This is a genomic window from Pseudoduganella sp. R-43 (assembly GCF_049913255.1).
Lineage (GTDB): Bacteria > Pseudomonadota > Gammaproteobacteria > Burkholderiales > Burkholderiaceae_D > Rugamonas.
The window spans coordinates 3,741,883-3,759,716 of record NZ_CP183988.1 but is presented as its reverse complement, the minus strand read 5'-3'; the positions used below and the strand labels follow the sequence as shown (position 1 = coordinate 3,759,716).

Below are 17,834 nucleotides of genomic sequence, written 5' to 3'. Positions count from 1 at the left end.
GCACTCCTGTTACTGATAGAATCGAAGATGCCCGCAAGGCATCGTTCAAGGAGATTGTGATGAGCCGCAAGACACCTATCGAGCGTTACCGCAACATCGGCATCAGTGCCCATATCGACGCTGGCAAGACCACGACGACGGAGCGCATCCTGTTTTACACCGGGGTCAACCACAAGCTGGGTGAGGTGCACAACGGCGCCGCGACCATGGACTGGATGGAGCAGGAGCAGGAACGCGGCATCACCATCACCTCGGCAGCGACCACCGCCTTCTGGAAAGGCATGGGCGGGAACTTCCCCGAGCACCGCATCAATATCATCGACACGCCGGGCCACGTCGACTTCACGATCGAAGTCGAACGCTCGATGCGCGTGCTCGATGGCGCGGTCATGGTATATGACTCGGTCGGCGGCGTGCAGCCGCAATCGGAAACCGTCTGGCGCCAGGCCAACAAGTACAAGGTGCCGCGCCTTGCCTTCGTCAACAAGATGGACCGCGTCGGCGCGGACTTCTTCCGCGTGCAGCGGCAGATCAAGGACCGCCTGAAAGGCACTGCCGTGCCGATCCAGATCCCGATCGGCGCCGAGGAGAATTTCCACGGCGTGGTCGACCTGGTCAAGATGCGCGCCATCATGTGGGACGACGAGACGCTGGGCGTCAAGTTCACCTACGAGGACATTCCCGCGAACCTGAAAGAGCTGGCGCAGCAGTGGCACGACCATATGATCGAAGCCGCCGCCGAGGCGACGCCCGAGCTGACGGAGAAATACCTGAATGGCGAGACCCTGAGCGAAGACGAGATCAAGGCGGCGCTGCGCGAACGAACGATCCGCAACGAGATCGTGCCGATGCTGGCCGGCAGCGCATTCAAGAACCGCGGCGTGCAGGCGATGCTGGATGCGGTGATCGAGTACCTGCCGTCGCCGGTCGACGTGCCGGCCATCGCGGGTCACGACGAAGACGACAACGAGATCGAACGCCATCCATCGGACGACGAGCCGTTCTCCGCGCTCGCCTTCAAGATCATGACCGACCCGTTCGTCGGCCAGCTGACCTTCTTCCGCGTCTATTCGGGGATCGTGAATTCGGGCGATACCGTGTACAACCCGACCAAGGGGCAGAAAGAGCGCCTGGGGCGCATCCTGCAGATGCACGCCAACGAACGCAAGGAGATCAAGGAAGTGTTCGCGGGCGACATCGCCGCTGCCGTGGGCTTGAAGAACGTGACCACCGGGGACACGCTGAGCAATCCGGACAAGGTGATCATCCTGGAAAAAATGGTCTTCCCCGAGCCCGTGATTTCACAGGCGGTGGAGCCGAAGACCAAGGCCGACCAGGAAAAGATGGCGATCGCCCTGAACCGCCTGGCGCAGGAAGACCCGTCGTTCCGCGTGCATACCGACGAGGAATCGGGCCAGACCATCATGTCCGGCATGGGCGAGCTGCACCTGGAAATCCTGGTGGACCGCATGCGCCGCGAATTCAGCGTCGAAACCACGGTAGGCAAGCCGCAGGTGGCCTATCGCGAAACCGTGACCAAGGCGGTCAGCGATATCGAGGGCAAGTTCATCAAGCAATCAGGCGGCAAGGGCCAGTATGGCCACGTGGTGCTGAAGCTGGAACCGATGGAAGCGGGCAAGGGGTTCGAGTTCGTGGACGCCATCAAGGGTGGCGTGGTGCCGCGCGAGTTCATTCCGGCGGTGGAGAAGGGCATCCGCGAGACGCTCAATACCGGCGTGCTGGCTGGCTATCCGGTGGTCGACGTGCGCGCCACGCTGACTTTCGGCTCCTACCACGACGTGGACTCGAACGAGAACGCCTTTCGCATGGCCGGTTCGATGGCCTTCAAGGAAGGCATGCGCAGGGCTGACGCGCAGCTGCTGGAGCCCATGATGCACGTCGAGGTGGAGACGCCCGAGGAATTCATGGGCAATGTGATGGGCGACCTGACCACGCGGCGCGGCATGGTGCAGGGCATGGACGAAATCCCCGGGGGCGGCGGCAAGCAGATTCGCGCGCTGGTGCCGCTGGCGGAGATGTTCGGCTATTCCACTTCGCTGCGTTCGCTGACGCAGGGACGGGCGACCTACACCATGGAGTTCCAGCACTACGCGGCGGTGCCCAAGCACATCCTCGACCAGGTGGCGACGGCGCGCGCCGCGTCGAAGCACTAGGCCGGTTCGAGCAAGGCCGCGAATTCGTCGGCCGGGACAGGGTGGCCATACAGGTAGCCCTGTCCCTGTTCGCAACGCAGCAGTTTGAGCAGCTTGGCTTCTTCTTCGGTCTCGATCCCCTCGGCCACGACCTTGAGGTCAAGGTTGTGCGCCAGCGACACCACCGTGCTGACCAGGCCCATATAGCCCGCATCGAGCGACATGCGGGTGACGAAGGAACGGTCGATCTTCATCACGTCCACCGGCAGGCTGACCAGATAGGACAGCGAGGAATAGCCGGTGCCGAAATCGTCGATGGCCACCGGCACATCCAGCGCGCGCACCTTATTGAGGATTTCGACCACGCGGTCATGGTCCGAGACCAGGGAGCTTTCGGTAATCTCGATCGACAACGGCTGCTTGTCGGCGCCGGCCGTGTGCAGGGCATGCTCGATGTCGCTGAACAGGGAATCGCAGCGGAACTGGGCCGGCGCCACGTTGACGGCAATTTGCGGCGGCTGCAGCCCGGCATCGTGCCAGGCCCGCCAGTCCTGCATGGCGCGCTGCATGACCTGGCGGCCAACGGCGATCACCAGGCCGGTGCGCTCGAGCTCCGGCACGAATTCCGACGGCGGCACCAGGCCGCGCAGGGGATGGCGCCAGCGCACCAGCGCTTCGGCGCCGGTCAGCTTGCCGGTGCGCAGGTCGATTTTCGGCTGGTAGAAATTGACGAACTCCTGGCGTTCCAACGCGTCGCGCAATTCCACTTCAAGGCTGATCTGGCGCGCCACCACGCGGTCGGCGGCGCGGTCATACTGTCCGAAACGCAGGTCGAGGTCGCGTGCCGCGGCCAGCGCGTCCCAGGCCTTGACCAGCAACTCGTCGGCCGTGGTGCCATCGTCGGGCAGGGCGGCGGCCCCGGCGTTGATGGTGCACCAGATCTTGTGCTCCTTGACCTGGTAGGCGCCTTGCAGCATCGGCACCGCCGTCTCGTGGATGAATTCCGCGGCAGTCTGGGTACCGTGCGCGGGCAGGAAGACTGCAAAGCGGCCGACGCCGACGTGGGCCAGCAGCATGCTTTCCGCGACCACCGAGCGCAGGCGCTGGGCGATATGGCGCATCAGGCCGACGGCGGCGGCATTGCCGTAGGCGGAACTGATTTCGTCGAAACGGTTGATGTTGACCAGCAGGACCGTGCCGCGCGCGTCGGAAGCGGCCAGGGCGGCAATCTCTTCCTCGAACTGCAGCCGGCTTGGCAGCCCGGACAGCACATTGGTACGCGCCAGCCGGTGCATTTCCTGGGCATTGACCAGGCGCTCGATCCCGTAGCTCAGCTCGTTGCTCAACTCACCGGCACGCTCGCGATAGAAGGCGTCGAAATGCTGTTCGCGGCGCGAATAGAAAGTCGCCACGCCCCAGGGCTGGTTGTTGACGAACAGCGGCACCGCCATGCAGGACGCGATCTCGTGGCCCTTGCGCGAACCCGACTGGACGCGACCGGTGGCCAGCACATGGGCCGCCAGTTCCGCCGCCAGCCAGTCCGGCGGCGTTTCGCCGGCGCTCCAGTGGCGCTCCTGGCCTTCGCGGCTGGCCGAGGCAAACAGGTAGAGCGTGCCATCGTCGGCGCGGCGGCTGATGGCGGCGCAATCAAGGCTGGGCTGGTGCGCTGCCAGGCGGCAGGCATCAAGGCACAGCTGCTCCAGCGTGCGCGAGCGGGGGATCAGGGCGCTCATGCGCGACAGCAGCACATAAAAATTGTCATGGCGGATCAGGGCGCGTTCTTTTTCCACCTCGGTGGTGACGTCGATCGCGGAGCCGCCGGTAAAGGATTCGCCATTCACGTGAATGGGGAATTTATGCACCAGCCAATGGCGCTTGCCTTCGTCGGTTGTCTCCATGGTCTTGGTGACGTCCGGATTCTCAGGCGCGCCGTCCTGCTGCTCGAGGCCGCTTCCCATCACGTAATTGCCGGCCGCATCCCTGATCCAGAGCGGGGCCGGTGCGTGCTCGGCGAACCCGGCCAGGAAACCCCTGGCCCGGGCCAGCCCCTGGCGCAGGCTTTGCTGGGTGCGCAGGCAATGGGCGATATCGGCCAGCGCGGCATGCTGTTCGGGAGAATGCTTATCCGGCAAATGGCTGAACAAGAGCTGCTCATCCTCCAGTGCCTCGGCCGGCACCGGTTTTCCACACACAAATCCAGCCAGCCGCTGTAATTCCTCCAGCGAGCTGGACTGCAAGTGTTCAATGGATGTGCGCTTGTTCATTTGAATCACATCAGTTTGAACTTGAGCTGCACGGAGAGAGCGCCATGCAAACGTTCCTTGTATGTAGGTACGATAGCAAAGTTAACGCCAACGCGTTGGTATTCCACGCTGATCACTGGAATTGCCGCGAGGAACCATCCGCCATCGCGCATTTTTGGATAGCCATCGAAGCCGCCGATCACGGCGCCGAGTCGCACCGGGCCGATTGCCCAGGGCTGGTAATACACGCCGGCGTAATTCGACATCTGGCGGTCGCTGTTGTGAAAGCGCCCTGCAGTCACTGAGGCAACAGTGGAAAAGCGGTATTCCGCCCCGAAGCCGGGATTGGTATCGTCGAAGCCTTTGTCGCGCTGGAAGTGATAGGAGTAGAAGCCCGGATTTACCCAAAGTTCGGATAACGGCTGGTTTTCAATCACGCTAAAGGTGTCGGCAAGCGCCGGCATCGACAGGGCAGCAAAGGTAGCCCCAATGAAAAGCTTTTTCATTTATTTCCAAAAATTTAATGACTGCCGGCCAATTATAGCGTTTGTGTCATTTCTTTAGATTTCAATTGCGGGCCTTGGCATGAACAAATTGCAAAATCGTTGTAATTAAGTCATCCCCATCGACTGGCTTGGCAACGAAGCCGTTCATGCCGGCGGCATCGCATTCGGCGCGTTCGCCGATGGTGACGCCGGCGCTCATGGCAAGTACGGGCACGTCCAGGCCCAGTTCCTTGCGGATTGCCTGGGTGGCGCTGAAGCCGTCCATCACCGGCATTTGCACGTCCATCAGGACCAGGTCCACCGGCGGCTCGCCATGGCGCAGGAAATCGACAGCCTGCGCCCCGTTCTCGGCGATATGGACGTTGGCGCCGACCGCTTCCAGCATGCTGCGCGCGACCAGCTGGTTCAGCGCATTGTCCTCGGCCAGCAGGATGGATTGTCCTGTGAGCACCTTGCTGCCGCTGCTGAAGGCGCCCTGTTGGGCGCCTCCCTTGTCGGCCTGGGTGCTCAGGGCGTAGAACAGGGCGGAACGCGTCAGGGGGCGCAACAGCTCGGGGTCGGGCCGCGGGCCGCCCGTTGTATCCTGCGCGCCGCTGCGCACGCAGATACGTTGCGGCACATCGCTTGCACGCGCGGTACCGGCGAAGCTGCTGTCATAGATCAGCAAATCGTAATTGGCGCGCGCCAGGGCGGCGCCGATCCCGGCCGCGGAATCAACCGTGTCGCAGCGCCAGCCCCAGCGCGCAGCCAACTGCACCACGTCGTCGTGCAAGTGCGGCCCGGGGTCGGCGTACAGCACGCGCCAGTTGCGCTTCGCCCCGGTCAAAGCGTACGGGTCGGGCAGGTCGCCCTCGCGCAGCGGCATCAGGAAGGTGAAAGTGGTGCCGCGGCCCGGCGTGCTCGCTACTTCGATCGTGCCGCCCATCATCTGCACCAGGCGCTGGGAAATCGCGAGCCCCAGTCCGGTCCCCCCATAGCGCCGCGCCATTGAAGCGTCGGCCTGGCTGAACGGTGTGAACAGGCGTTGCAATTGCTCGGGGCTGATGCCGATGCCGGTATCGCTGACTTCCCAGCGCAGCATGCCGGGGTCGGCCGGATCGCGGCTGGCATGCACGGTGACGCTGCCGCTGTCGGTGAACTTGAGGGCATTGCTGACCAGGTTGAGCAGCACTTGCTGGATGCGCTGCACATCGCCGTGCTGCGAGACAGGCACGTCCGCATCCACGCACAGGGACAATGCCAGGCCCTTGTCGGCGCTGGTCATGGCCATCACGGCGGCCAGTGCGCACAGCACGTCCTCGACCAGGAAATCGTCGTCGACCAGTTCCAGCTTGTTGGCCTCGATCTTGGAGAAATCGAGCACATCGTTGAGCAAGGCAAGCAGGGAGCGGCCGGCACCGGAGACCATGTCGAGATATTGGCGCTGCTCGGCATTGAGCGGCGTCCGGGCCAGGATCTGGCTGACGCCCAGCACCGCATTCATCGGCGTGCGCAATTCGTGGCTGACGTTGGCGACAAAGGCGCTCTTGGCGGCACTGGCCGATTCGGCCTGGGTCTTGGCGTCGTTCAGTTCCTTCTCTGCGGCCTTTTCGGCTGTGACGTCGCGCATGATCATGGCGTAGCCGATGCAGTGGCCATGGTCGTCGCGCACGGGGAATAGCTGTTTCAGGCCGAGGAAGGTGCTGCCGTCGCGCCGGCGGCGCAGCGAGGTTGCTTCATACTGGCCGTGTTCCAGGGCCAGGGTCATGCTGGTGATCGCATGGCTTTCGGTCGACAGGACCTGCAGGGGCTGGCCGACGATCTCTGCCGCCTTGTAGCCGAACAGCTTTTCGGCGCCATCATTCCAGGTGGTGATGGTGCCGGTCGGGTCGAGCAGCACGATGGCGTGGTTGCGGATGTGGGAAGTGAGCAGCTTGAAGCGCGCTTCCGATTCTTCCAGGCTGGCAGTCTGTTGCTCGAGCTGCTTTGCCGACTGGTCCTTGGCCCGCAGGGCGGCAATACGTTCATGCACCAGGTTGCGGCTGGCGCCGAAGAAGAGCAGGCTGATCAACGTGCCCATCACCAGCACCATGAAGGATTTGCCCTGGTCAACCGCGGCGTCGAACAGGGCGGTCGGACGTACATTCAAGGCCCAGGACTGGCCGTTGTCGCCGGCCGGCACGTACTGCAGGCTGGAAAGGCGGGTGAAGCTCTGTCCCACGCTGCTGCCAGTGCTCGTGTACATCAGTTGCCCCTTGGTGTCCTGGAAGTAGACGTCGAGGCGCACCTCACGCAGGTCGCTGCCAAAGATGCCTTGCATGAGGTCGCCCATGCGGAAGGGACTGTAGACAAAGCCCTGCAATTCGCGATGTCCAGCGCTGTCTTTTCTATAAACCGGATTGAACATCAGGAAGCCGACCTGCTTGGGGCCTTTGATCTCCTGCACCAGCGTAATGGGGCCGCTGGCAGTCATTTTGCCCGTTTGCATGGCCGCAACCATGGCGTCCCTGCGCGTCGGTTCGGACATCATGTCGTAGCCGATCGCGAACTTGTTGCGTTCCGATTGCGGCTCCAGGTAGACGATTGCTGCATGCAGGTCGCGGTCGCCTTCCGGCCAGACCTTGATTTCCTTGTTCAGCGCGGCAACGGCGCCAGCTGGCGCAAAACGCGCATACCCCATGCCGAGCACGCCCGGATACTGCTTTGGCAGCTCCAGTCCGGTCACGAACTGCTGCCATTCTTCGCGCTCGACGCTATAGGAGGCATCGAACAGCGCCGTGCCGGCACGCAGCAGGGATTCGTAGCCCTCCATGCGCAGGCGGATGGTTTCGCGCACATTGTCCGCGGCACGCTGGAACCGCTCGCTGGTGCGGGATTCGGTGTCGTAAGTGATCCAGCCCCAGGCGCTTACGGTCAGCGTCATGCAGGCCAACAGGATCAGGATCGGGGTCCAGACGTAGCTTTCCGCGAGCCCGGGTTCCTCCTCCGTGGCCAGGACCCAGGCCAGTATGCTGCTGATCGCGAGGTAGGTCGAGAGTGAGAGCAGCGAATGGTGCAGGACGCCGGAAACAAAGGGCCCGTGGTCCATGACCGTGGCCGGTATCGCGATGCCGGAAATGATGGCGAGCGCGATGCGCACCATGGAACGCCAGCGCTTCACTGCCGCCAGGCCCAGGAAGAACAGCAGGCAGTAAGGCAGGAACTGGGCTGCAGCGAGATGCGAATCGCTCAGGAAGACAGCCAGCGTGGCAATCGCCAGCGCAGCGAGGAAGGCCCATTGGCCTGGCGACCATTGCGGCCAGGCTGGATGGGTGGGAATGGCCATCGCCAGCGGCGCCAGCAGCAACATTCCGAGGAAGTCGCCGGTCCACCAGGTGGCAGCGACTTGCCAGGTCAGTGCCGGCGGGATGATGCCGGACAGTTCGAGCGAGACCACGCCAACTGCCGCCGATGCAAGGGCGGCGACAGCAGCCACTGCGCCGAACTTGTATACCTCACGCTGGTTATTCAGAGCCATGCCGGCGATGCCAAGCCTCTGTGACAGCCAGTTGGCCACCAGTGCCTCTGAGGTATTGCCGATGGCAATCGTCAGCGAGACTGTCAGCAGCACCGGCAAGGAGGCGACGTTGTTGTTATGGAAGACAGCCAGGTTGGCGAAGAAGGCACCGGCGAGGATCGCAGGCCACAACTGCCGTCCAAAGCGCAACAGCAGCACCAGTGCGAAGCCCGATGGCGGCCAGATCGGGCTGGCATTGCTTTGCGCCAGTGCGAGCATCAGGCCAAGCCGCGCCAGCAGGTAATACGCTCCAGTAGCGAGCAGCAGGACTGTCAGCGTACGCAGGCGAAGTGGCATGGTGCGGAGAGCGGGTCAGTGGTGATGCCTTTATATCATGGAAGATGTACAAGGCTGAAATGAAGTTGTCACATTTGCCCCGTAGCATGTCAACATGCAATTGACTCCAGAAAATCGAATCCGCTTGCGCGGCACGGTATTTGGCAAGACCGAGGCGGGCCGGGTGGAATTTGTCCAGCGTAGCGCCGGGCTCTCGGCACGCCAGCGCTCCGTGCTGATCCTGATCGACGGCCAAAAGGCCTTCGGTGAAATCGAGACCTGGCTGGGTGAAGACGAAATGCTGGAGGCGGTGGAAGCCTTGCTGCGCAAGGGACTGGTGGGGATCAGTTCGGCGCCAGCGCCGGTGCCGGCGGCAAGCCATCCTGCCGCCATCGGTACGGCAGCGCTGGCGGCGGCACGCGAATTCATGGTGGCCGCAGCGCGCAAGCACCTCGGCCTGATGGCGGCCGACCTGGTGCGCCGCATCGAACATGCAAAAGACGAAAGCCAGCTGGCCGGCGTCATCGGCCTGTGGCATGTCTCATTGAGGGAATCGAAGACTGGCAAGCCCTGCGCCGAGGGCTTGCTGGCAGAAGCGCGCGCCTTGCTGGCTTAGTTCGGCCGCTTGCGGTGGAACACCAGCGGGCTGTATGGCACCGCCGATGGAGGAGGGGAGTTCAGGATGCCCGGCTTCATGGCGCCTACCACGTGCATCTCGCACGGCTTGCAATCGAAGCGCAGCGTATAGGTGTGGTCGCCGCTGACGAGCGTCATCGGTTCCGCCTTGACCTGGCCCTGCACCCCTTGCACGCCCTTGGCCTGTTTCGGGCACAGGTTGAACGAAAAGCGCAGGCAATGCTTGGTGATCATGAGCGGCACTTCGCCCGCTTCCTCGTGCGCCTCGTAGGCCGCATCGATCAGCGCAACGCCATGCTTGTGATAGAACTCGCGCGCCTTTTCGTTATAGACGTTGGCGAGGTAGCTCAGTTGCGTATCCGGATAGACAGCGCGCGGTTCGGCGGGCGCCTTGCGCTGTGGACGCTGCCAGGCCGCCAGCCGGGCCGCTTCATGCGCGGCCACCGCATCGCGGCGCAGGGCGTTGATTGCCGATGAAGGCACGAACCAGGGCTGCGACAGTTTCAGCTCCACGTGGTCGGCCACGAACATGGTGTTGCCCAGCTTCGCCAAGCTGGCGCGCAAGCCGCTTTCTGCCTGCTCGGCATTCTGTGCCGGCTGCAGCGCCATCGGCGCATCTGTGACGCTGACGATGCCGTCTTCATCGATGATCGAGAGGCGCAGCCCGCCCTCAGTCTCGGCCAGGGTCAGTTGCAGGCCCACGTGGCGGTCGGAAGACTTCTTGTGCAGCGCCGCTTCCCACTGGTGGTCGCGGTTGCGGTGGATCACGGTGCCGACTTTCAAGCCCGGCAGGGCCGCCATTTGCTCATTCGGGAACACGCGCCAGCGCTGGCCGTCTTCGCTATCGCCCAGCTTTTCGGCCTTGTTGGCCTGGATGCCGACCGTGGTGCGCTTGTTCATGTAATTCAAGCCGTCGCCGTTGGCCATCGGCGCATTGGTGATGACGTCGATATGGTCGCCGCCCATGCGCACCACGGTGCCCAGTTCCACGCCGACGTATTTCGGCGAATCGAAGGCGCCGATATCGTCCTGGCGGCCATTGGCGAAGTAGTCGGTGTGGCCGCGGTGGAAAGTCTTGTCGACGTCGGGCGTGAACAGCACGCGGGTGCGGCCACTGGCGGCACGGGCGAACTCGGGACGGCGCTCCAGCAGTTCATCGAGCAACAGGCGGTAGTGGGCGGTGATGTTCTTCACATAGCCCATGTCCTTGTAGCGGCCTTCGATCTTGAAGGAGCGGATGCCGGCATCGACCAGCGCTTCCAGGTTGGCGCTCTGGTCGTTGTCCTTCATCGACAGCAGGTGCTTTTCAAAGGCGACGACGCGGCCCTGGTTGTCGGACAGCGTGTATGGCAGGCGGCAAGCCTGCGAGCAATCGCCGCGATTGGCGCTGCGGCCGGTGTCTGCATGCGAGATATAGCACTGGCCGGAGAAGGCCACGCACAGCGCGCCGTGTACGAAGTATTCAAGCGGAGTATCGACCTGGGCGCGAATCTGCTTGATCTTCTCGAGCGTCAGTTCGCGCGCCAGCACCAGCTGCGAGAAGCCTACGTCACCCAGGAATTTGGCTTTTTCCACCGTGCGGATGTCGCACTGGGTGGAAGCGTGGAGCTGGATCGGCGGCAGGTCCAGTTCGAGCAGGCCCATATCCTGGATGATCAGCGCATCGACGCCGGCCTCGTACAGTTGCCAGATCTGTTTGCGTGCCAGGTCAAGCTCCGAATCGTGCATGATGGTGTTCATGGTCACGAAGATGCGCGAGCGGTAGCGGTGGGCGAATTCCACCAGCGAGGAAATATCCTCGATCGGATTGCTGGCGTTGTGGCGAGCGCCAAAGGCGGGACCGCCGATATAGACGGCATCGGCGCCGTGCAGGATGGCTTCGCGGCCAATTTCCGCGGTCTTGGCTGGCGCCAGCAGTTCGAGCTCGTGATCAAGCAATGACATTCTAAGATAACCCTACAGTTGCAAGGGTGGATATTATACCGGCTCGCTGAAGGCGCGATCGCCCAGTTTTTCCTTCATGTAGTCGACAAACGACGCGATCCGCGCCGACAGTGCCGTATTGCGGTAGTAGACGGCATTGATCGGTTGCCGAACCTCCAACGTTTCTTCGACCAGGACTTGTACCAGGCGGCCGGACTTGCGGTCGGCATTGCTCAGGAAGTCCGACAGGCAGACAACGCCGGCCCCGTGCAGCGCCAGGTGCAGCAGGGTTTCGCCGCTTGAGGTGTAGATATCCGGCGTGACGTGCACGGGCTGGCCGTCGGCGTCCTCCAATGGCCAGTCGTTCAGGGTCTCCGGCTGGTTGAAGCCCAGGATCGTGTGGTTGGCCAGGTCTGCCACGTTGGCCGGCGGGCCGTGCTTTTCCAGGTAGGCGGGACTGGCGAGGATGCGCAGGCGGCCGGTTCCGATCGGCGTCGCGTGCAGGGTCGAATCGCGCAGGCGGCCAATGCGGAAGGCGACGTCGGTACGCTTTTCCATCAGGTCGGTGATGCCTTCATTGCTGTTCAGTTCAAGCTCCACGCGCGGGAAACGTTCGCGGTAGCCGTTCACCAGCGGCACGATGACGTGCAACATGAAGGGCGTCGACGCATCGATGCGCAGCCTCCCGGCTGGGCCCTGGCGGCGCAGCGACATCTTCTCTTCGGTTTCCTCCACCTTGGCGACAATGGTGCGGGCGCATTCGAGGAAAGCCTTGCCTTCCTCGGTCAGCTCGAGGCGGCGCGTGGTACGGCGGACCAGCGTGGTTTCGAGTTTCTCTTCGAGACGGGTCAGGGTGCGGCTGGCTGCGGAAACCGTCAGTCCCAGGCGTTCAGCGGCGGCGCTGATCGATCCTGTGGCCACAATGGCAATAAAGGCCTGCATTTCGTCAAGGGTAGTCTTCATATCTTTGATTATTACTCAAATGTCTTTCGCGGAAAACCCGCCTTTTCCGCAAAAGTCTTGAAGCTAGAGTGGCAGCCGAAGTCGGCCAGGCTGTCGCCGAATCCGGCGTCGCCCGCAAGGAGCTGTTCCTGACCACCAAGGTCTGGAACGACAACTTTGCCGCCGACCGGCTGGTCGCCAGCCTGGAAGAAAGCCTGGCCAAGCTGCGCACAGATTACGTCGACCTGGCGCTGATCCACTGGCCGCTGAGCAAGGTGCCGGTCGAACAATACATCAACCAAGCGCGAAAACCTGGCCAGCAACCTCCAGGACACCGCCTTCAACTGAGCGCGCAGGACATGGCCGACATCGCAGCGCTGGAACGCAACGGCCGCATGGTCAACCCGGAAGGCCTGGCGCCGGCCTGGGACTAACGCCCCGGGCCGGCACGGCTGTCGTACTTACAGCGATTTCAGGAAGGCCAGCAAGGCTTCACGGTCCGCCGGGGACAGGGCGGCGAAGCGCTGGCGGGAGGCCTCACCCTCGCCGCCGTGCCACATGATGGCCTCGGTCAGGTTACGCGCACGGCCATCGTGCAGGTAGCCGGCCTTGCCGCCATTGCCCATCACCTTGTCGGTATAGCCGATACCCCACAGCGGCGCGGTACGCCACATGCCGCCCCTGGCCTGGCCTTCGACAAAATTGTCGGCCAGTCCGGCGCCCATGTCGTGCAGCAGCAGATCCGTATAGGGGCGGATCACCTGGTTGCGCAGCTCCGCCAGCAGATGTCCCGGGCCGGTGCGCATTTCCACCGTATGGCATGCCGAACAACGCATGGCCTGGAACAGGCGCGATCCGGCGCCTACTTGCTGCGCGTCGACGCGCAATTCTTCGAGCGGCGCCACGCCTTTCGGGAAGCCGCTTGGCAGGCTGCGCTGTGCAGGAACGGCGACCAGGGCCAGGTACTGCGAGATCAGCTGTAGTTCGGCCTCGCTCACGCCGTGCTGCGCGGTGGCAGTTTTACAACCGGCAGGGTCGCTGCCGCAACTGCGATTCGGGTAGACCGGCGATGTCACTGCCATGTCCTGCAACAGTGCCGCTGCGGCCTGGTGGCGCAGCGTTGCCTTGGCGGCTTTCCAGCCAAAGCGGCCCAGGCGCACCGCGCCGGTTTCGGGATCGAAGACGAAGTTGGCGATGCCTTTGACGCCATCCGCATCCGGGGCGCTGCGGACGCGGGCCAGGATATCGGCTTCGGGAACCGCTTCCAGCAAGCCGGTGCCGATCATCGGCTGCGCGGCGCGCAGTGACGCAATCTCCGGCGCCGGTCCTTCATAGGCGAGCAGGGGCTTGCGCAATTCCACAGTCGTGCCGTCGGCCAGCGTTACCGAGCGTGCCTCGAAGCCGGAAACTCGCACGCCGGTGCCCCAGTTCTGTGGAGCGCCGGTGCTGGAGAAGGCGTTCATCTGCACCGCGGTTCCGTACAGAGGGTGCGGAAACTGCTGGCCGTCCGCTCCCGTCACGGCGACCCGCACCGACATGGTGTCCAGCTTCTGGTTGACGGCAAATGGTGCCGGGCTGCGGCCATTGTTGACGTGGCAGCCGATGCAGGCCGACTGGTTGAAGCGCGGGCCTTGCAGGCCCACCGCAGGTGTGTAGCGGTCGTTGCCGGCTTCATTATGGTCGCCCGTGGCGAAACTGGTGTGGATCAGGCGGCGGCCTTCGACAAAGCGCTGCATATTCTGCATGCCTGCATTGTTCTGCGGCTGCTGGAACATGAACAGGCCGTTGTCCGAATAGTTGTAGGACACCGAACCAAGGCCGCCCGACAGGGTCTCCGGCGGCAGCGGCACCGAATTGAGGCGCGGCTGCACGCCATACCATGGGCGCAGGCCGGTGCCGACCACATAGATCCATTCCGCAGAATAGTAGCGGATGCCGCCGCTATCGCCCTTGCCGAGCATGGACTCGGTAGTGGAAAACATGGAGGGAGAAACTTCGATCGCATCGCCCAGCACCAGCGGCCGCGCCGGGATATTGCTGCCATTCGGGAAGCCGTCTGCATCGAGCCCGTTCATGCCGGGATACTGCTTGACCAGCAGCGTGCAGGCGCCATTGATGCCTCCCGGGGCCGAGAGCTGGCCGGCCGCAGGGTAGGGCGTCGGTTTGCATACCTTGACATTGTGATCGACCAGCTCCCCCGGCGCCATCCAGCCATAACCGGTGACGCCCGGGCGGTCGATGGCGCGGAAGAAGGCAATTCCGCCGGACAGGAAATCGACCGTCGTGTACTGGTTGACGACCAGGGTAGGCTTGGTGACGCCGGGAACGCGGCTGTTGTCGACGATTTCAACGCCCCAGGTGCGGTTCTTGAAGTATTGCGGCACGAAGGTGAGGTAGTTGCCGGGGCCTTTATCGACAGCCTGCCCGGTTGCCGGATCGACGGTCTCGTTCGGGCCGTAGCCGATTTCATTCCACTCCTCGCCGCGCTCGCGGCCGTGGCGTGCGAAGCCGCGTGCGCCGAAGCGGGTGACGAGGGTGCCGTCCGCCAGCGTGAATTGCAGCGTCTCCAGTGGAGATGGCGCCGCTGGCAACGGCACCATATCTTGCCCGCTGGCCGGGAAACGCAACGCCGACGTCGCGCCGGGCTGCAGGGTGTTGTCGCTGCCCGGCGACTTGAATTCCACCTCGAACAGCGAATAGCCGTACTGCGTTGCGCGGGCAATGCCCTGCATGCGGACATAGCGGGCATTGATGCCGAGGTTGAAGAATTCTTCCGTTCCGCCCCGGCCGTTGCTGACCAGGCGCAGTTGCGACCAGTTGCTGCCATCGTCTGAGACAAGCAGGGAATATTGCTTCGCATAGGCATTTTCCCAGGCCAGCTTCATATAGCCGATGGCAGTCCGGGCGCCGAAATCGAACTGGATCCAGGCGCCATCCTCCCTTGCGCTGGCCCAGCGCGTGCTGGCCAGCCCGTCGATCGCGGCGGAGGCCGACATGCCTGCGTTCTCCACCGCAGACGAAGTTGCGGTGAGCGGCTTCACCGCAACGCCAGGCGCAGCAGGGTCGCCAGGCAGCGGTTCCGGTTGCGGTGTCGGGGTGGGGGAGGCCGGCGTGCCGGAGAACGCCTGGATCTCGACGATCGAATAGCCGTATTGGGAGGAGCGCTTGATACCCTTCATGCGCAAATACCGGCCCTGGCCAGCGAGGCCGGACCAGTCCTCGGTGCCGCCCTGGCTGTTTTGCACGGACTTGATCGTGGTCCAGGTAGCGTTGTCATCGGATACCTGAAGCTGATATTCGCTTGCGTGGGCATTTTCCCAGGCAATCCTGACGCGGTTGATGGCGACCGGCTTGCCATAATCCAGCGTCAGGTACTGGTCGTCGGTAAAGCCGCTGCTCCAGCGCGTGCCGTCGCTATGGTCGATGGCCGCAGCGGCAGACAGGTCGCCGCGTTCAACCGCAGAAGCGGTGGCGCCTGCCGGCGTCAAGGCAATTTCCGTTGTTTGCACCGCGCTCTCGGCCTTGAGCACCGTTCCCGGTGCCGTACTGTCGCTTCCATTACCGCCGCCGCAAGCTGCCAGCAGCGTGGCGAGGGCAAGGGGCAAGCCGCGGGTGATCCTGTGTTTGGTGAACATGACGCCTCCGTAAGTGGAATCCTTTCCAATTGCTGGTAGGCAATATTGTCCATCTGGACACCAAAGTCAAGCGTGCGTTGCACTTGCTAGTTATGAAGCCTGGGCTCATTGCCATCAGGCCGACGAAGATCAAGTGTGATCGCGGCTGGCAGTGGCATGGGGGGAACCGAATGAAAGTGAATTTTGCCGTCACGGCGGCGTGTGTGCTTGGCCTTCTCTATTTTGGCAGGGAGGTGCTGCAGCCTGTGGTCACTGCGCTGGTGCTGAGCCTCGCGCTGGCTCCCTTGATCCGCACCATGGGCAGCCTCGGACTTTCCCGCGTCAATGCGACCTTCGGCGCGCTGGCGCTGGTGATCGTGCTGTTTGCCGGCGCTTTCGCGATCCTGGGCGCCAATGTCATGGCGCTGACCTCGGACCTGCCCCAATACACCGCCGAAATCCGTTCCAAGTCAAAGTCGCTGGAAGAACTGGCCCAGCATCCATTGGCACGCCTGGCGCCGCAACTGCTGGAAGAGCAGCCATCGGCAAGCGCACTTGAAACGGGCCCGCGGCCGGTGCCGGTGGAGATTCGTGAACACGCCAGCACCAGCGATTCCATCGCCAAGGCCATCGGCGTGGTTTCGGGACCCCTGGGCGAGGCTTTCCTCGTGCTGGTGCTGATGATTTTCATCCTGCTGGACCGGGAAAACCTGCGGGATCGCGTCCTGCGGCTGGTGGGCCAGCGCGAAGTCAGTCGCACCATCAAAGGCCTGGAGGACGCGGCCGAGGGCGTATCGCGCTTCTTCTTCACCCAGTTGCTCCTGAACCTGACGTTTGGCGTTGTGATCTCGATCGCGCTCTGGCTGATCAGCATTCCGCACGCCGCACTGTGGGGCGCACTTTGTGCAGCACTTCGTTTCGTGCCCTATATCGGCGCACTGATCGCAGGCGCCGCAATCGCCCTGTTTGCCGCCGCCGTCGAACCTGGCTGGACGCTCGCTGTTTACGCCATCGTGCTGTTCATCGTGCTCGAAGTATTCGTCGCCAACGTGATCGAGCCGCGCGTGTATGGCCATAGCGTTGGCATGTCGCCGCTGGCGGTGATCGTGTCGGCGCTGTTCTGGGGGGCTATCTGGGGTCCGTTGGGATTGCTGCTCTCCACGCCGCTCACGCTGTGCATCGTGGTCGGCGGCCGCTATATCAAGAGCCTGGAGCCGATCAGCATCATGTTCGCGGAATCGCCCAATACCAATGAAGCGCAGCGCTTCTACCACCGGGTGCTGAGCGGCGATGCCAACGCGATTATCGAAGACGCACGCGCCTTCCTGCGCAAGTCGACCCTGGCTCGCTATTGCGACAGGGTGCTGCTGCCCGGCCTCGCCATGGCGGGGGCTGGGCTGCAAAGCGGCCAGGAAAGCCGTCTGCGCGCGACAGTCGCAATGGTGGCCGATACGCTGGACGCCGGCCACGCGCCACGCCGCGCCCGCCGCCGCAACATCTCCATGCTCGACGAGAACGTTGGCGCCCATTTGCGCCATCAGCGCGAGGAAAGGTTGGGGCGCTGGCAAGGTTCGCTGGACGTGCCCGCGCGTTCGGTCATTGTCTGCACCTCCATGCCAGGCGTGCGCGAAGAGTTCCTGAGCGAGTTGCTGGTCCTGGTGTTCCGCGATGCGAAGCTGGACGCGCGCAGCTTTGTCCTTGATCCTGCAGGACCAGAGGACGACCCGGGAGCCGACAACCTGGTGTCCACGGTCTTCATTGCCTACCCGATCGAGAGTGCGCCGGCAGCGTGGATATCGGCCGTGACCGAGTTGCGGGCGGCCTTGCCCGACGTGCAACTGGTAACGATCCGCCCGCGCGACGATGTGGGCAACGAGCACGCAACCATCGCTTCGCACGTCGACCTGGTGCTGCAATCGTTCGAAGAGGCGCTGGCGTTCGTCACGCCCAGCAAGATCGGCTGACAGCCTTTGCGGTGCGCCTGAAAAGGGCCGATAATAGCGGCC

The 17,834-nt window shown here is 63.3% G+C and carries 9 protein-coding genes and 1 pseudogene; 4 read left to right on the top strand and 6 right to left on the bottom strand.

Annotated elements, in window-relative coordinates:
- Positions 1-59: 59 nt before the first annotated feature.
- Positions 60-2,174 carry an elongation factor G gene (fusA, locus tag ACN9M3_RS17040; RefSeq protein ID WP_426161662.1) on the top strand — a complete coding sequence of 705 codons (2,115 nt, stop codon included), beginning with the start codon at positions 60-62 and terminating at the stop codon, positions 2,172-2,174.
- Here the strand turns inward: fusA and ACN9M3_RS17035 are convergent.
- The 3 genes from ACN9M3_RS17035 to ACN9M3_RS17025 all read right to left on the bottom strand — a co-directional run bounded on the left by ACN9M3_RS17035 (position 2,171) and on the right by ACN9M3_RS17025 (position 8,734).
- Entirely contained in the window at positions 2,171-4,417 is a 2,247-nt protein-coding gene (locus tag ACN9M3_RS17035) for a putative bifunctional diguanylate cyclase/phosphodiesterase (RefSeq protein WP_426161661.1), read from the bottom strand. The two genes, fusA and ACN9M3_RS17035, sit on opposite strands and share 4 nt — an antisense overlap.
- Positions 4,418-4,422: 5 nt before the next feature.
- Entirely contained in the window at positions 4,423-4,902 is a 480-nt protein-coding gene (locus tag ACN9M3_RS17030; protein WP_426161660.1) for a hypothetical protein, read from the bottom strand.
- Between the two features lie 61 nt (positions 4,903-4,963).
- Positions 4,964-8,734 carry a CHASE domain-containing protein gene (locus tag ACN9M3_RS17025; RefSeq protein ID WP_426318042.1) on the bottom strand — a complete coding sequence of 1,257 codons (3,771 nt, stop codon included), beginning with the start codon at positions 8,732-8,734 and terminating at the stop codon, positions 4,964-4,966.
- 94 nt (positions 8,735-8,828) lie between these two features.
- Here ACN9M3_RS17025 and ACN9M3_RS17020 point away from each other — a divergent pair, with 94 nt between their 5' ends.
- Complete coding sequence (locus ACN9M3_RS17020; protein WP_426161658.1) at positions 8,829-9,329, top strand: hypothetical protein; 501 nt, start codon at positions 8,829-8,831, stop codon at positions 9,327-9,329.
- On the opposite strand, the gene ACN9M3_RS17015 is transcribed toward ACN9M3_RS17020, so the two are convergent.
- Positions 9,326-11,293, bottom strand: a complete 1,968-nt coding sequence (locus ACN9M3_RS17015) for a peptidase U32 family protein (RefSeq protein WP_426318041.1) — start codon at positions 11,291-11,293, stop codon at positions 9,326-9,328. The two genes, ACN9M3_RS17020 and ACN9M3_RS17015, sit on opposite strands and share 4 nt — an antisense overlap.
- A gap of 33 nt (positions 11,294-11,326) precedes the next feature.
- Complete coding sequence (locus ACN9M3_RS17010) at positions 11,327-12,235, bottom strand: LysR substrate-binding domain-containing protein (RefSeq protein ID WP_426318039.1); 909 nt, start codon at positions 12,233-12,235, stop codon at positions 11,327-11,329.
- A 74-nt stretch (positions 12,236-12,309) separates the two neighbouring features.
- Here ACN9M3_RS17010 and ACN9M3_RS17005 point away from each other — a divergent pair.
- Positions 12,310-12,510: pseudogene (locus tag ACN9M3_RS17005) on the top strand (aldo/keto reductase); the annotation flags it as partial.
- 165 nt (positions 12,511-12,675) lie between these two features.
- Here the strand turns inward: ACN9M3_RS17005 and ACN9M3_RS17000 are convergent.
- A complete protein-coding gene (locus ACN9M3_RS17000) occupies positions 12,676-15,849 on the bottom strand; it encodes a di-heme oxidoredictase family protein (protein WP_426318038.1) in 3,174 nt (1,057 codons plus the stop codon).
- 170 nt (positions 15,850-16,019) lie between these two features.
- Here ACN9M3_RS17000 and ACN9M3_RS16995 point away from each other — a divergent pair, with 170 nt between their 5' ends.
- Positions 16,020-17,792: an AI-2E family transporter gene (locus ACN9M3_RS16995; RefSeq protein WP_426318037.1), complete on the top strand. Its 1,773-nt coding sequence runs from the start codon at positions 16,020-16,022 to the stop codon at positions 17,790-17,792.
- Positions 17,793-17,834: the final 42 nt, after the last annotated feature.

What these genes read in the sequence shown, in the direction of transcription:
- fusA (WP_426161662.1), top strand. Translation starts at nt 60, where the DNA reads ATGAGCCGCAAGACACCTATCGAGCGTTACCGCAACATCGGCATCAGT.
- ACN9M3_RS17035 (WP_426161661.1), bottom strand. Translation starts at nt 4,417, where the DNA reads ATGAACAAGCGCACATCCATTGAACACTTGCAGTCCAGCTCGCTGGAG.
- ACN9M3_RS17030 (WP_426161660.1), bottom strand. Translation starts at nt 4,902, where the DNA reads ATGAAAAAGCTTTTCATTGGGGCTACCTTTGCTGCCCTGTCGATGCCG.
- ACN9M3_RS17025 (WP_426318042.1), bottom strand. Translation starts at nt 8,734, where the DNA reads ATGCCACTTCGCCTGCGTACGCTGACAGTCCTGCTGCTCGCTACTGGA.
- ACN9M3_RS17020 (WP_426161658.1), top strand. Translation starts at nt 8,829, where the DNA reads ATGCAATTGACTCCAGAAAATCGAATCCGCTTGCGCGGCACGGTATTT.
- ACN9M3_RS17015 (WP_426318041.1), bottom strand. Translation starts at nt 11,293, where the DNA reads ATGTCATTGCTTGATCACGAGCTCGAACTGCTGGCGCCAGCCAAGACC.
- ACN9M3_RS17010 (WP_426318039.1), bottom strand. Translation starts at nt 12,235, where the DNA reads ATGAAGACTACCCTTGACGAAATGCAGGCCTTTATTGCCATTGTGGCC.
- ACN9M3_RS17000 (WP_426318038.1), bottom strand. Translation starts at nt 15,849, where the DNA reads ATGTTCACCAAACACAGGATCACCCGCGGCTTGCCCCTTGCCCTCGCC.
- ACN9M3_RS16995 (WP_426318037.1), top strand. Translation starts at nt 16,020, where the DNA reads ATGAAAGTGAATTTTGCCGTCACGGCGGCGTGTGTGCTTGGCCTTCTC.